General features: G+C 71.2%; 12 protein-coding genes. 9 read left to right on the top strand and 3 right to left on the bottom strand.

Annotated elements, in window-relative coordinates; all coding sequences use genetic code 11:
• Positions 1–223 precede the first annotated feature (223 nt).
• Positions 224–1,258, top strand: coding sequence for an Lrp/AsnC family transcriptional regulator (locus ABD371_RS17245; RefSeq protein WP_344477786.1), 1,035 nt, complete (start codon positions 224–226; stop codon positions 1,256–1,258).
• Here the strand turns inward: ABD371_RS17245 and ABD371_RS17240 are convergent.
• Positions 1,221–2,087 (bottom strand): helix-turn-helix transcriptional regulator, encoded by an 867-nt coding sequence (locus ABD371_RS17240; protein WP_344477784.1) that lies wholly within the window; start codon positions 2,085–2,087, stop codon positions 1,221–1,223. The two genes, ABD371_RS17245 and ABD371_RS17240, sit on opposite strands and share 38 nt — an antisense overlap.
• Positions 2,088–2,322: 235 nt before the next feature.
• Here ABD371_RS17240 and ABD371_RS17235 point away from each other — a divergent pair, with 235 nt between their 5' ends.
• The 4 genes from ABD371_RS17235 to ABD371_RS17220 all read left to right on the top strand — a co-directional run bounded on the left by ABD371_RS17235 (position 2,323) and on the right by ABD371_RS17220 (position 6,185).
• On the top strand, positions 2,323–3,093 hold the full coding sequence (locus ABD371_RS17235; protein ID WP_344477782.1) for an SDR family NAD(P)-dependent oxidoreductase: 771 nt from the start codon (positions 2,323–2,325) through the stop codon (positions 3,091–3,093).
• Positions 3,094–3,162: 69 nt separating this feature from the next.
• Complete coding sequence (locus ABD371_RS17230) at positions 3,163–3,603, top strand: SRPBCC family protein (RefSeq protein WP_344477780.1); 441 nt, start codon at positions 3,163–3,165, stop codon at positions 3,601–3,603.
• Between the two features lie 143 nt (positions 3,604–3,746).
• Positions 3,747–5,297, top strand: a complete 1,551-nt coding sequence (locus ABD371_RS17225) for an MFS transporter (protein ID WP_344477778.1) — start codon at positions 3,747–3,749, stop codon at positions 5,295–5,297.
• Positions 5,298–5,411: 114 nt separating this feature from the next.
• Complete coding sequence (locus tag ABD371_RS17220) at positions 5,412–6,185, top strand: SDR family NAD(P)-dependent oxidoreductase (protein ID WP_344477777.1); 774 nt, start codon at positions 5,412–5,414, stop codon at positions 6,183–6,185.
• Between the two features lie 309 nt (positions 6,186–6,494).
• On the opposite strand, the gene gndA is transcribed toward ABD371_RS17220, so the two are convergent.
• Positions 6,495–7,937, bottom strand: coding sequence for an NADP-dependent phosphogluconate dehydrogenase (gndA, locus tag ABD371_RS17215; RefSeq protein ID WP_344477776.1), 1,443 nt, complete (start codon positions 7,935–7,937; stop codon positions 6,495–6,497).
• 326 nt (positions 7,938–8,263) lie between these two features.
• On the opposite strand from gndA, the gene ABD371_RS17210 reads away from it, so the two are divergent.
• Positions 8,264–9,679 carry a transglycosylase family protein gene (locus ABD371_RS17210; protein WP_344477775.1) on the top strand — a complete coding sequence of 472 codons (1,416 nt, stop codon included), beginning with the start codon at positions 8,264–8,266 and terminating at the stop codon, positions 9,677–9,679.
• On the opposite strand, the gene ABD371_RS17205 is transcribed toward ABD371_RS17210, so the two are convergent.
• Complete coding sequence (locus ABD371_RS17205) at positions 9,560–10,708, bottom strand: DMT family transporter (protein ID WP_344477773.1); 1,149 nt, start codon at positions 10,706–10,708, stop codon at positions 9,560–9,562. The genes ABD371_RS17210 and ABD371_RS17205 overlap by 120 nt on opposite strands.
• 200 nt (positions 10,709–10,908) lie before the next feature.
• Between ABD371_RS17205 and ABD371_RS17200 the strand changes: the two genes are divergently transcribed.
• From ABD371_RS17200 to ABD371_RS17190, 3 genes are all read left to right on the top strand, one after another.
• Positions 10,909–11,619: a (2Fe-2S)-binding protein gene (locus ABD371_RS17200; RefSeq protein WP_344477771.1), complete on the top strand. Its 711-nt coding sequence runs from the start codon at positions 10,909–10,911 to the stop codon at positions 11,617–11,619.
• Positions 11,620–11,677: 58 nt separating this feature from the next.
• Complete coding sequence (glgA, locus tag ABD371_RS17195) at positions 11,678–12,826, top strand: glycogen synthase (protein ID WP_344477851.1); 1,149 nt, start codon at positions 11,678–11,680, stop codon at positions 12,824–12,826.
• A gap of 181 nt (positions 12,827–13,007) precedes the next feature.
• Positions 13,008–14,471 (top strand): SDR family NAD(P)-dependent oxidoreductase, encoded by a 1,464-nt coding sequence (locus ABD371_RS17190; RefSeq protein WP_344477769.1) that lies wholly within the window; start codon positions 13,008–13,010, stop codon positions 14,469–14,471.
• Positions 14,472–14,716: the final 245 nt, after the last annotated feature.

The raw sequence follows: 14,716 nt of genomic DNA, 5'->3' as shown, positions 1-14,716 counted from the left end.
GAGAGAAAAATCCTGCGGATTGATCGTCGAGCGTTTCCCGGGTGCATGACTTCATTGACATGGCCTCTTGGTGGTCCCGCTCGGTGGGACGCGCTGTGCGGCCGGGAGCCTGGAGGGGAGTCGTGGCGGCTGGGTATCGCCGCGCGTCTTCCCGGCAGCATGACACTGGCACTCCAGCGATCCTGCCCTACGTGACGACTTCAGACAACTGAGCAAGGAAGTTATGTACGGAAACCGCAATGATCAGGCCGTGATGAAAAGTTGCGACACTCTGGACGCCTCGGACCGGCGTCTGGTGGCCGCCCTGCAGGTCCGTCCGCGGGCGGGCAGCGGGGAGATAGCGCGGGCGCTCGGCGAGCACGAGCGCACGGTGGCGCGCCGGATACAGCGCCTGATCGGCGCGCACGTCATCCGTCCCACCGCTGAACTCGACCCGGCGCGCTATGGGTTGGAGAGTGTTCAGCTCCGACTCGAAGTGCGTCGGGGGGCCATGGAGCGGACGGCGTGCGCTCTCTCCCGGCGTCCGGACGTGCGCCGGGTCGTCTCGGTCAGCGGACGCAGCGACGTGCTGTGGTGCGAGGTGATGGTGGAGCAGGGCGGCGGGCTGCACTCGTTGATGAGACACGGGCTTCCGCCCGCCCTGTCGGTGGAGAAGTTCCATGTGGCCACGACGCTGCGGACCTTCACGACAGTCGCCCAGTGGCGTCTTCCCGTGTTGACGCCGGCGGAGGCCGAGCGGCTGAGAGCCGGTTCGGTGCGTCTTGCCGGCGATCCCGGGACCTCTTTCGATCTTTCGGAATCCGACCGGCACATGGCCGGTGCGCTGGTGCGCAACTTCCGGATGAGCCTCACCGAGCTGGCCAAGGAGGTCGGGTTCTCGGTGGCCACCGCGGGCCGGCGCGTCGGCTGGCTCCTGGAGCGCGGGGTTCTCAGGCCGCGCATCGAGATCGAGCCCAAGCTGGTGGGATTTCCCTTACAGGCCCAGATCTGTCTCAAGGTCAGCCCCGCGGGGCTCGAGGCCACGGGCACCGCCCTGGCGGCCTGTCCGGAGGTGCGGTACTGCGCCGCCACCACCGGAACCCGGAACATGATCCTGGAGGTCGCCGCCGAGCGCGAAGCCGACCTGTACCGGTTCTTCAGCGAGCGGCTCGGCGGCATCCCCCACATCAACGACTTCACCGCCGAGCTCATCACTCATGCCTACAAGCGCGGCTCCGTCGTCAAGGACGGTTTCCTCGCAGCAGTCTCTCCAGCTTGAGATGGGTGTCCGCGTCACGCGGCAGATGCACGGCGATGCGCAGATCCTGCCGGTCGGCGGGGTGCATTACGAGGTGATCGAAAGTCACCTCGCCGAGGACCGGATGCACCACGGCCTTCGTTCCGCCGGTTTCGGAGCGGATGTCGTGCCGGTCCCACAGCCGGGCGAACTCCGGGCTCTGCTGGTAGAGCCTGAGCTGCAGGGCGGTGAACCGCCCGTCGTCCGGATACAGGGCGGCGGTGGCCCGGAAGTCGGCGACGACCTGCGGGGCGAGGGCGCGCCAATTGGCGAGGAACGAACGGTACTTGGGGTCGGTGAAGAACAGCTCCAGGCAGTTCTTGCCGCTGGGCGGAACCCCGAACACCGCCTGTGCGGCGGAGTTGGTGTACGCGTAGTTCCACCAGCGGTCCAGGACATAGGCCGGGTAGGCGGACCAGGCGTCGAGGAGGCGCTTCAGCTCGGGCGGGGACACGGTGTCCCCGTTGTCGGGGGCGATCGGCGGGTTGAGGCCCGCCAGCCGGTAGAAGTAGCCGCGCTCGGCCGGGTCGAGGCGGAGTACGCGGCTGATCGAGTCGACGACGGAGTCCGACACCTTGATGACGCGCCCCTGTTCCAGCCAGGTGTACCAGGACGTCCCGATGCCGGCGAGGATGGCGACTTCCTCCCGGCGCAGCCCGGGGGTGCGGCGCAGCCCGCGGCCCGGCAGGCCGACGTCTTCGGGCTGGAGCCTGGCCCGGCGGGACCGCAGAAAGCTCCGCAGTTCCTCGCGCCGGGGATGCGGGGGTTGGTTCCGCAGCGGTTTGACGGCCGGGTTCCGGGTGGTGGTCATAACACCAGCATAAGTTGACTCTACTCACGCATCGGCAATGTCGAGGAAGATGTTCTGAGTGAGCACGACACCTGCGCACATTTTGAGACTCGGGTGCCGGTCATGCAGCCGGAGCGGTCCTGCGCCATCTGTTGCCGAACCTTCTGCGACGGCCAGGCGCGCAGCCGTTGTGCGCAAGGAGCGTGGCGTGCCCGCACCGTCAATTACCCCTATCAATGAATGGCTGGGACACATCATGCAGACGGCTCCAGGCGCCGCCCGCTTCACGGGAAAGGTCGCCCTGATCACCGGTGGGGCCACCGGTATGGGGCTCGCGACGGCCCGTCTTCTCCTCCGGGAGGGCGCGAAGGTCGTCATCACCGGCCGCAGCGAGGACCGTCTCAAGCGGGCCGCCGAGGATCTCGGCGGCGGCGAGCGCCTGCTCGCGGTGGCCGCGGATGTCTCCCGCCCCGCCGACCTCGCCCGGCTGACGGCCGAGATCCGCCGGCGCTTCGACCACCTCGACACGGTGTTCGCCAACGCCGGCGTCGGAGTCTTCAAGCGGCTTGAGGAGTTCACGGAGGAAGACTTCGACAGCGTGGTGGCCGCCAACTTCAAGGGCGTCTTCTTCACGGTCCAGCACGCGCTGCCCTTGCTGCGGGACGGCGGCTCTGTCGTGATCAATGCCTCCTGGACCCACCACAAGGGCCTCGCCGTCGGGTCGCTGTACGCGGCGACCAAGGCCGCGGCGGCCAACCTGGCCAAGACCCTGGCGAGCGACCTGGCCCCGCGTTCCATCCGTGTCAACTCCGTCAGCCCCGGCTACATCGCCACCGACATGTTCCGTGAGGCGGTCTCCTCCGCCGAGGCCCGGGAAGCCAGCCGTCAGCAGGTTGTGCTCAAGCGGATCGGCACGCCGGAGGAGGTCGCGTCGGCCGTCGCCTTCCTCGCCTCCGACGCCGCGTCCTACGTCAACGGCGTCGACCTGCTCGTCGACGGCGGCGTCGCCAATTCGATTCCGGCCTGACCCTCAAGACCTCGCAACACTGCGCACACTGCGGCAAAAAATCTGTGGATTCCATGGAAGGGATGCCCCATGCATCGGGAGATCGACACTTTTGTACGAATAGATTCCTCCATTTCAGTGGTCTGGGACGTGGTCACCGACTTCGACCGGTATCGGGACTGGAATCCTTTCATCATCGACGCCTCCGGAAAGGCGGAAGTGGGTCAGGGGCTGCGTCTGAGAATGCAGCGCCCGCAGAAGTCGCACGAAGAGGTTCACCACCCGACGGTCACCGTCGTGGAAAAGGAGCGGAAGCTCCAGTGGTCGGGAATCATCCGGCACGCCAATGTATTCAGGGCCCGGCATGAATTCCTTCTTGAAGAGCTTGAGGGGGGCGGAGTCCTGCTGCGTCAGCGGGAGGATTTCGGGGGGCTGACGATGCCGTTCGCGGGCGGCATGGTGTGGCGGATCGAAGAGGGCTTCATGATCATGAACGCCGCCCTCAAGGTGCGCGCTGAATCGATGGCCTGAGATGCCGTCCGCGACAAACAATCCACCGCCGTGCCCTGGGCGTTCAGTGTGCACCGGCGGAACGTGAAGAAGGAGCACACGAGTTGGTTTCCCGTACAGGTGGGGGCGCCCGCGGGGCGAGCCCCGCCATCACGATGGTCGCGGTGCTCCTGACGCTGCTGATCCTGCCGACCTCCGTCACCGGGTCGGGGGTGGCTCTGCCGCACATCGGACGTGACACGGACGCGTCCCTCGACCTTCTGCAATGGGTGGTGCACGCCTACAACCTCACCTTCGCGAGCTTCATGCTCGCGTGCGGCTCACTGGCCGACCTGCTCGGCAGGCGAAGGGTGTTCGCGACGGGTGCCGTGGTGTTCACCGCGGCCTCGCTCGTCAGCGCCGTGTCCACCGACATCTATGTGCTCGATGTGTCGCGCGCGATCGCGGGCGTGGGTGCGGCGGCTCTGCTGACCAGCGGCAGCTCCATCCTGGCCACCACCTTCAAGGGCGCCACGCGCAACCGGGTGTTCGCGGCCGTCGGCATCGTCACCGGCGGTGGTCTGGCCCTCGGTGCCATGATCGCGGGCATCCTGGCGGACACGCTGGGGTGGCGGTCCTTCTACGGCGTCCACGCGGCGCTGATGGCACTGGTCCTGATCGCCATTCCGTTCATGGGCGAGTCCCGCAGCGAGACCGCCTCGAAGGTCGACTGGGCGGGCACCGTCACCTTCGTCGGCAGCCTCTTCCTGCTGATGCTCGGCGTGGTCGAGGGACCCCAGTGGGGCTGGAGCAGCCCGGGCGTGCTCGGCCTGCTGGTCGGCGCCGCGCTCCTCATGGCGGTCTTCGTCGTGGTGGAACGACGTCACCCCCACCCCATGTTCGATCTGGCGCTGCTGCGCAACGGCCCGTTCATGGCGCTGTGTCTGATTCCCGTCGTGGTCACCTTCTCCTTCGTCATCCTGCTGCCGCTGCTCCCGAACTATCTGGTGGTCGCCAACGGGGACAGCAGCCAGGCCGCCGGCACGACGATGCTCCTGATGACGCTGCCCATCCTGGTGACGCCGCTGGTGGCGGGCCGGCTCGTCAGACAGGGCTGGACGCCCCGGGCGGTATTCGCCCTCAGCCTCGCCTGCCTGACCCTGGGAGTCGCCTGGCTCGCCGTCGTACTGCAACCCGGCATCGGCCTGGGCGCGCTCACCGGTCCGCTGGTCCTTCTCGGCATCGGACTCGGCCTCAACTTCGGTCTCGTCGACGGCGCGGTCCTGAACGTGGTGAGCCCGGAGTCCACCGGCACCGCGGCGGGGTTCTTGAACACACTGCGCCTGGGCAGTGAGGCCGTGGTCATCGCCGCGGCGGGATCGGCCCTGGTCAACCTCACCCAGAGCTGGTTCAGGGACGGCCTGGACCGGTTCCCCGCCTACGACGGAGGTGTGGCCGAGCTCGCCAACAAAGTGAACTCCGGCGACCTGGCGGATCCGCTGGCCACACTGCCCACCGGAGTCCAGCCGGCCTTCCGCGATTTCGTGACGGAGGGATTCACCGACGCCTGGCAGGCCGTGCTGTGGGCGAGCGCCGCGATCTGCTGCGCCCTGTCCATCGCCATCTACGTGATGCTGGCCGAGCCGAAGCGCGGTACCACGGTGGCGGGCGACCCGCCGGCCGATGCCGCGAGCGCCGCCGACCGCCACGAGGCGTCCGCCCAGAGCCTCACCTGAATCGAGGAGAGCGGCGAGGTGCCGCCCGGTCCGACCGGGCGGCACCTCGCCGCCCGCCCCCGAACAAAACCGTTGTGATGGTTTCTCTGAAACGGGATGGACGGCGCACTGATCATGCGGGAAAAGACTGAGGCGCTGCTTCGGGGCAAGGCCGTCGTCGTTTTCGGGGCGAGCAGCGGCATAGGCGCGGCAGCCGCGCGGACGTTCGCGCGAGAAGGCGCCTCGGTGCTGCTCGCCGCGCGTCGTGAGGAACTGCTCGCCGAGATCTGCGACAAGATCGAGGCCGACGGCTCGGACGCGTCCTACGTCGTGGCGGACGTGGTCAGCGCATCGGCTGTGCGGCACGTCATGCGGACGGCGGTCGACCGGTACGGACGTCTCGACTGCGCCTTCAACAATGCGGGCGTCGGCGGAAATCCGGAGCCCCTGCACGAAATGGACGACAGCGTCTACGACCGCATCGTCGACACCAACGTGCGAGGCCTGTGGAACTGCCTGCGCGAGGAGATCGCCACGATGCTGCCCACCGGCGGCGGTGCCATCGTCAACAACAGCAGCGTGGGCGGACTCGTCGCCATCCCCACCGCCGCCCCTTACGTGGCTTCCAAGCATGCCGTGATCGGCTTCACCCGGGCCGCGGCCGCCGAGTACGCCCGCCACGGCATCCGGGTGAACGCGGTGGCCCCCGGCTCCACGCGTACCGAGATCACCGACGAGTGGTACGCGTCCACTCCGGGCCTCCAGGACGAGATCCACGCGGCGACGCCCCAGGGGCGTACCGCCGACCCCGCGGAGATCGCCGAGGCGGCGGCGTGGCTGCTCAGCGATCGGGCTTCGTATGTGACCGGGGCCGTCCTGCCCGTGGACGGGGGCTTCGTCATCCGCTGACGCGGCGGGAGATCCGCCGACCGGGGTCCGCGCGCGGGGGAGCGCGGACGGCGGGAGAGTGGGAGGGCACGCTCCGAACCCTGGAGGTCAGGCATGACCCAGCCGCTCCCCGTGCCGCCCGCGCCCGTCCCGGGACCCGGGACGCCGGTTCCCCCGCCCGAGCCGCTGCCCGGTCCGGTGCCGACCCCGTCGCCCCCGCCCGTGCCGCCGCCGGACCCGGTGCCGACGCCGCCGGACCCCGGTCCCGGTCCCTCGCCGGAGCCGGAGCCCGTACCGGGCCCGGCCTGAGCGGGGAGGACCCGGACCCGGTCAGCCGGTGGAGACCTCCGAGCGGTCACCGCCCCAGAGGGTGTGGAACGAGCCCTCCCGGTCGGTCCGCCGGTAGGTGTGCGCGCCGAAGAAGTCCCGCTGTCCCTGGGTGAGCGCCGCGGGAAGCCGCTCCGCGCGCAGGGCGTCGTAGTACGCGAGGGAGGCCGCGAAGCCCGGCGTGGGCACACCCTGCCGGGCGGCGGTGGCGACCACCTCGCGCCAGTCGTCCTGGGCGGCCCCGATCTCGTCCGCGAAACCCTTGTCCGAGAGCAGGCTCGGCAGCTCGGGCCGGGCGTCGTACGCCCCCCTGATCCGGTCCAGGAAGGCGGCCCGGATGATGCAGCCCGCCCGCCAGAGCGAGGCCACCGAGCCGAGGTCGACGCCCCAGCCGTACTCCTCGCTGCCCGCCTGGATCTGGCGGAAGCCCTGGGTGTACGACACGATCTTGGAGGCGTAGAGCGCCTGCTCCACCCGGGCGGCGAACCGCTCGGCCTCCGCCTCGTCCAGAGCCGCCGGAACCGGCCCCGGCAGCCCGCGCGAGGCGGCGCGCAGCTCCTCGTGGCCCGAGACCGAACGGGCGAAGACCGCCTCCGCGATGCCGGAGACCGGCACTCCGAGGTCGAGCGCGATCTGCACGGTCCAGCGGCCCGTGCCCTTCTGCTCCGCCTGGTCGGTGACGATGTCCACGAACGGCTTGCCGGTCGCGGCGTCGGTGTGGGCCAGCACCTCCGCGGTGATCTCGATCAGATACGAGTCGAGCCGGCCGGTGTTCCAGGTGCGGAAGGTCTCCGCGATCCGCGCGGGCGAGTACCCGGCGACCGAGCGCAGCAGGTGGTACGCCTCGGCGATCAGCTGCATGTCGGCGTACTCGATGCCGTTGTGCACCATCTTCACGAAGTGGCCCGCGCCGTCCGGGCCGATGTGGGCCACGGTGGGAGTGCCGTCGGGGGCCTTCGCCGCGATCTTCTCCAGCAGCGGTCCGAGCGACTCGTACGACTGGGACGAACCGCCCGGCATGATGCTCGGGCCGTGCAGCGCGCCCTCCTCGCCGCCCGAGATGCCCACGCCCACGAAGTGGATGCCGCGCTCGCGCAGCTCCTTCTCCCGGCGGCGGGTGTCGGCGAAGTGGGCGTTGCCGCCGTCGATGATGACGTCGCCCTCCTCCAGCAGCGGCGCGAACTCCTCGATCACCGCGTCCGTCGGCTCCCCCGCCTTGACCATGATCACCAGTCGGCGCGGGCGCTCCAGCGCCGCCACGAACTCCTCGGCCGACTCGGCCGCCACGAAGGATCCCTCCGAGCCGAATTCCTCCACCAGCGCCCGGGTCTTGGCCGCGGTCCTGTTGTGGACGGCGACGGTGAAGCCGTTGCGGGCGAAGTTGCGGGCGAGGTTGCGGCCCATCACCGCGAGTCCGGTGACACCGATCTGGGCTGTTCCACTCATCATGTGCTCCTGGCTGTGTGGTGCGAGTTCGTTTCCTTCAATGATCTTCAAGTGCCGTACGCCCGCGCGCATTCCGGAATCCTGGAACTCGTCCCGATGGGCCAGGGCGAGGGCGATTCCCGGCCTGGCCGAGAGCCCCGCCCCGCCACCTCGGGCGACGGCGTGTCGCGGCGCGGGGACGGCGTGTCGCGGGCGTGTCGGGCGATCGCACATGCCGCAGTGCGCCCGCGATGAGCCCTTGTCACCGCTCAATTCGAGCACTTAGGTTGACCGCTGGACGTGACCTGTTCGTAACGTGACAAGACTGTTCCGTGGGGGAGACTCACATGACCGCAACCGGTCGGCACCGCAAGTACCAGCCGAGCCGTTTCAATCGTGCCTCTCTCACCCTCACCGCGGGCGGCGCGGGCATCGCCCTGCCGCTCGTCGGGGCGGGCTCGGCGAACGCGGCCTCGTCGGACGTCTGGGAGAAGGTCGCGGCCTGCGAATCCACCAGTCAGTGGAAGATCAATACGGGTAACGGCTACTTCGGCGGACTCCAGTTCAGCCAGTCCACCTGGGAGGCGTACGGCGGCCGGGAGTACGCCCCGCGCGCCGACCTCGCCAGCCGCGACCAGCAGATAGCCATCGCCGAGCGGGTCCTCGACGGCCAGGGCCCGGACGCCTGGCCCAACTGCTCGGCCGGCGCCGGTCTCACGCGCGGCGAGGACCGGGCCGACCGGCGGGCGGACACGGACCGCGCCGGCGGCGGGCAGGCGCAGGGCCAGCGGGCACAGGGCGAGCGCCGAGGGCCCGCGACGACGGCCCCGGCCCGGTCCGCCCCGCAGAAGGCCGCGTCGCCCACCTCGGTCCCCACCCAGCGCGAGGGATACACGGTCGCCGCCGGCGACTCCCTCTCCAAGATCGCCGCCAAGAAGGACGTCCGGGGCGGCTGGCCGAAGCTGTACGCGCAGAACCGTACGACGGTCGGCTCCGACCCCGATCTGATCCACCCCGGCCAGCGGCTCGTCATCCGGATGGACGCCCCGAAGACGGACGCCAGGACGCCCGCGCCGGCGAAGACCCGGGAGACACCCCGGCCCTCGAAGAAGCGGACCCCTCCGAGCCCGCCGGCGGGCACCGACCTCAAGAAGCCCGACCCGAAGCAGGAGACCCCCCGGGGCGGACCGGGGCTCAAGCAGCAGGCCCCGAAGAAGCAGGCCGCCGCAGCGCCCGCGAAACAGCAGACCGAGCGACAGGCCAAGCCGCAGACGAAGCAGCAGGCCAAGCCGCAGCCCAAACAGCAGGCCAAGCCCGAGACCAAGCGGGTCAGCGACAACCGGGCCACCGGCCGCACGGCGCGGATGAGCGCCCCCGTCGACGGCTCCACCGGCACCGCGTACCGCCAGACCGGCTCCTCCTGGTCCAGCGGCTACCACACCGGGGTCGACTTCCCCGTACCCACCGGCACCTCCGTCAAGGCGGTGGCCTCCGGCCGGATCGTCTCGGCCGGCTGGGCGGGCGCGTACGGCTACCAGATCGTCGTCCGGCACACCGACGGAAGGTACAGCCAGTACGCCCATCTGTCGGCCCTCAACGTCCGCGCCGGCCAGCAGGTCGCCGCCGGCCAGCGGATAGGCCGCTCAGGATCCACCGGCAACAGCTCGGGACCGCATCTCCACTTCGAGGTCCGCACCGGTCCGGGGTACGGATCCGATGTCGACCCCCTCGCCTATCTCCGCGCGGGCGGCGTCTCGATCTGAGACCGGCGGCCGGGCCCGGGCCGCGAGGTCCGGCCCGGCCCGCTCCGCGGACCGCGCCTCCGGCGGGCCGCCCGGGGCCGGAACACCGCGGATCGGGGCCGGAGCGCCGACGGGCTCTTCCACATCCGGCACCCTGTCCGGCATCGCGTCCGCCGCCGTGCCCCGGGCCTCTGACACCGCCGTGTCCGCCCCGGCAGCGCCCGAGGCGGCCAGCCGCTCCGTCGTGAGGAGGACGAGCCCGGCCGCCGCCAGCACGCCGAAGCCGAGTGCCAGCACCCCGCCCAGCACCCCGAACCGGAAACTCTCGCCGAACATGGTGATGCCGACCACCGCCGCCACGACCGGGTTGACCACCGTCACCGTCGCCAGCGGAGCCGCCAGCCCGGCACCCCGGTAGGACGCCTGGGAGAGCATCAGCCCGCCGAGCGCGAGCACCCCTATCACCACCAGGCTCGTCCCCTGCGCCACCGGCCGGGACCACTCCCAGTCCATCGCCACGTTCTTGGTGAACACCGAGCCCATGCCGAAGGCGATACCCGCCGCCGACGCCAGCAGCACACTCCGCAGCACCGGCCGGCCGACCGTCTGCGCGACCAGGAAGACCAGCGCCACCGTGCCGAGGGTGACCGCCGTCAGCACCCCGCGCTGCCCGGTGCCCAGGGTGTGCGAACCGGTGTCCCCGGCCACCGCCAGCAGACCGGCCAGCCCCACCGTCGCCAGCATCGCCCCGCGCCACGCGCCGCGACCCGCCCGCCGCCCCACGAAGAGCGCCGCCATCGGCAGCGCGAACACGATCGTCAGCGCGCCGAGGGGCTGCACCACACTCAGCGGGCCGTACGCGAGCGCCACCACGTGCAGGACCGCGCCCACCCCGTTCAGCGAGACGGCCAGCCACCACCCGGCGTGATTCAGCGGGGCGTACGGACGGGCGGGGGAAGCCGCGGCGACATGCTCCTGCACGATCGCCCCGGCCGCGTAGGCGACCGCGGAGACCAACGACAGGACCACTGCCAGCACAAGGGAACTCATAGAGACCACGATCTCCCGTGTTCGGCGGTCACGTCGTCGTCCCTGAGCAGGCAATTGGACGTACTGCCGACGGAGTACGAGCGTAGGCCAAAAGTCCACCCACCGACTCTTGAGCAGCTCAGAGGGGGTGGCGGCGAATTCGGACATGACTAGTGTGGTCACCGGCGATCACGAACGGGTGACGGACGGGAGCGGACGGCGTGGATCTTCGGGAGCTGGGCTCGATCGGCGGATTCTTCGCCCTGCGGACCTCCGCCGACACCCCGCGGCCCGGGCCCGGCGCGGTGCCGCTGGCCCAGGTGTACGCGGGGGACCTCGCCCCCCTCACCCGGCGTGTCGACATCGTCGCCGAACGCCACACGCCCCCCGAGCGCCGGGTCGCCGCCTCCATCGCCCAGCTGGGACTGGCCGCCCGGCTGTGGTCCGTCGCGCTGGGCGCGGCCGTCCTCACCGGCGAACTCCCCGACCTCGACCCCGCCCGGCTCCACTGGTCCCCCGACCGGACGTCCCCCGACGACCTCTGGCTCGACCTGACCGCCGCCCCCGGCACCCGGCCCGCCACCGTCGACACCCTCCACGACACCGTCCAGCTCACCCACCTCACACCGCTCGCCGAGGCGCTCCGCCACGACACCCCCGTCTCCCGCCGGCTGCTCCAGGGCAACGCCGGATCCGCGCTCGCCGGGGCCGTACGGCAGATCGAGGACTGGGCGCGCGGCGCGGGCCGCCCCGAGGCCGCCGTCCGGGCGGCGGCCCTCGCCGAGGGACTCCTCCGCCACCCCGAACTGGCGGGCACCGTCCACGGCCCCCGGATGCGGCGCAACAGCTGCTGTCTCTACTACCGCGCCCCGCGCGGCGGACTCTGCGGCGACTGCGTCTTCGACCGCCCGCCCCGGCGGGCCGAGCACTGACGGTCCCGGCGGCCGTCTTCCCCGTACGCCCCCGGTGAGTGACCATCATGGGGTGAAGGTGGGACTGCTCACTCGCGAATACCCCCCGGACGTCACCGGGGGAGCCGGAGCCCATGTCGAGTTCCTCGCCCGGGAGTTACGGGCCCTCGCCGATCTGGAGGTCCACTGCTGGGGCGACGGGGAGGCCGAGGGCGTGCTCCGCCACCGGCCCGCCGCCTCCCTCGCCGGAGCCGACCCCGCGCTCGGCGCGCTCTCCGTCGACCTGGCGATGGCCGCCGAACTGGCGGGCCGTGAGCTGGTCCACTCCCACACCTGGTACGCCTCGCTCGCGGGCCATCTCGCCAAACTCCTGTACGGGGTGCCCCATGTGATCACCGTGCACTCCCTGACCCCGGCGCCGCACCCCCGGCCCCCCGGCGTCGACACCTTCGCGGGCTGGGCCGAGCGCACCGCGATCGGGGCGGCGGACGCGGTCGTCACCCTCTCCCGGCGGATGCGGCAGGACATCCTCGCCGCCCACCCCGCCCTCGACCCCGCCAGGGTCCGGGTCATCCCCGGCGGCGTCGACACCCTCCTCTTCCGCCCCGACCACGAGACCGACGCGCTGGAGCGGACCGGCGTCGACCCGACCCGCCCCTACGCGCTCTTCGTCGGCCGCCTCACCGGCCACAAGGGCCTGCCGCACCTGCTGCGCGCGGCCCACGCCCTCGATCCCGAGGCACAGCTCGTCCTCTGCACGGGCCCGCCCGGCGACACCCCGGCCGACGCCGAGGCGCGCGAGCTGATCGCGGAGCTGGACCGGGTGCGCGACGGCGTGCGCTGGATACCCGGGACCCTGCCGCGCCCCCGGCTCGTCCAGCTGCTCAGCCATGCGACGGTGCTCGTCTGCCCGTCCGTCCGCGAACCGCTGGGCATGATCAACCTGGAGGCCATGGCCTGCGGCACCGCGGTGGTCGCCTCCGCCGTCGGCGGCATCCCCGAGGTGGTGGACGACGGGACCACCGGACTGCTGGTGCCCTACGACGCCCGGCACCCCGAGGCCTTCGAGTCGGGGCTGACCCAGGCCCTCAACCGGGTCCTGGACGACCCCGGGGAAGCCGCCCGGATGGGCGCGGCCGGCCGCCGCCGCGTGGTGCGCGAGTTCGTCTGGGAGCGGGCCGCCCGACGCGTCCACGCGCTGTACGGGGAACTCCTCGCCCATACGTGACCCAACGGCCGCGACCGTGTCCTTCACCACACCCGTCCCGTGCCCTCGCGGGCGCGCTCGGTCCTCGGCGGGATCGCCGCCCCCGGAGACCCGGTCGCGCATTTGGCCGTCACCCTTTCGCTCAGTAAAGTTGCGCTTTTGAAACCCCGCAGCTCGTGAGTGATCGAGGAACGCCAACGCCATGACGGTGACAGAGGACAGCCCCATCCACGGCCCCGGAATCGACCCGGAGCGGTTGGCCGTCTGCCTGAGCGTGCTCGACGAGCTCGACAAGCTGGACGTCGACCACCCCGACGCGATCATGGTGCGCCGCGCCACCGCCGGCATCTACCGCACGGTCAAGCAGCGCCGCCGCCAGGAGCGCCGCGCCGCCAAGACCGCGCACGACCGGTCCGTCACCGAGGCCACCGCCACCGGCTCCGCCGAGCGGATCGACGACGAGACCGAGGGGCTGCTGCCGTCCTCCTCCGTCACCGGCGAGATCGCGGGCATACTCCAGCGCCCCCGGTCCTGCTACATCTGCAAGACCCGCTACGTCGAGGTCGACGCCTTCTACCACCAGCTCTGCCAGAAGTGCGCCGCCGAGAACCGCGCCCGCCGGGACGCCCGTACCGACCTCACCGGCAAGCGCGCCCTCCTCACCGGTGGTCGGGCCAAGATCGGTATGTACATCGCGCTGCGCCTGCTGCGCGACGGCGCGCACACCACGGTCACCACCCGCTTCCCCCATGACGCCATCCGGCGCTTCAAGGCGATGCCGGACAGCGACGAGTGGATCCACCGCCTCAAGATCGTCGGAATCGACCTCCGCGACCCGGCCCAGGTCGTCGCGCTCGCCGACTCGGTCGCCGCCGAAGGCCCGCTGGACATCCTGATCAACAACGCCGCGCAGACCGTGCGCCGCTCCCCGCAGGCGTACAGCGAGCTGCTCGCCGCCGAGTCGGCCCCGCTGCCCGCCGGCGTGCTGCCGCCCGCCCAGATCATCGGCACCTTCGGCAGCGGCGCGGTGGACTCGGTCGCCGCGCTTCCCTCGGCGACCCGCGAGGGGCTGAGCGCCGAGGACGTCACCGGTCTCGCCCTGGTCTCCGGCTCAGCCACGCCCGCGCGGATCGAGGCCGGCACCGCGATCGACGCGGGCGGTCTCGTGCCCGACCTGCACGACACCAACAGCTGGATCCAGACGGTCTCCGAGGTCGACCCGGTGGAGCTGCTGGAGGTCCAGCTCTGCAACTCCACCGCGCCGTTCATCCTGATCAGCCGGCTCCGCCCGGCGATGGCCGCTGCCGAGGCCCGCCGTACCTACGTCGTCAACGTCTCCGCGATGGAGGGCGTCTTCAGCCGCGGCTACAAGGGCGCGGGCCACCCGCACACCAACATGGCCAAGGCGGCGCTGAACATGCTCACCCGCACCAGCGGCCAGGAGATGTTCGAGACCGACGGCATCCTCATGACCGCCGTCGACACCGGCTGGATCACCGACGAGCGCCCGCACCCCGACAAGATGCGCCTCGCCGCCGAGGGCTTCCACGCCCCCCTCGACCTGGTCGACGGCGCGGCCCGGGTCTACGACCCCATCGTGCGCGGCGAGGCCGGCGAGGATCTGTACGGCTGCTTCCTCAAGGACTACGCCCCCGCGAACTGGTAACCGCACCACCACACCTCTCCGCCGATGGACGGCGGTACGAGCCCGGCCCCGCGCCCGTACCGCCGTCCATCTGTCGGTTTCCGGCCAACGCTGTGTGTACGCGCTCCTCTGCGGGAGCTGGCGGACGCGCTCGGCCGACTCGCCGAAAGCGCCGACGGTCCGCGCGCCACCTACGACCGCTACGGGCGCAACATCCACTCGGAGCGCCTCGCTGCCCAGGAGCCGGGGTGGGCCGACGGCCGCGC

This window comes from Streptomyces amakusaensis, from assembly GCF_039532665.1.
Lineage (GTDB): Bacteria > Actinomycetota > Actinomycetes > Streptomycetales > Streptomycetaceae > Streptomyces > Streptomyces amakusaensis.
The sequence above is the reverse complement of the archived record's forward strand: the minus strand, read 5'-3'. Positions and strand labels throughout refer to the sequence as shown.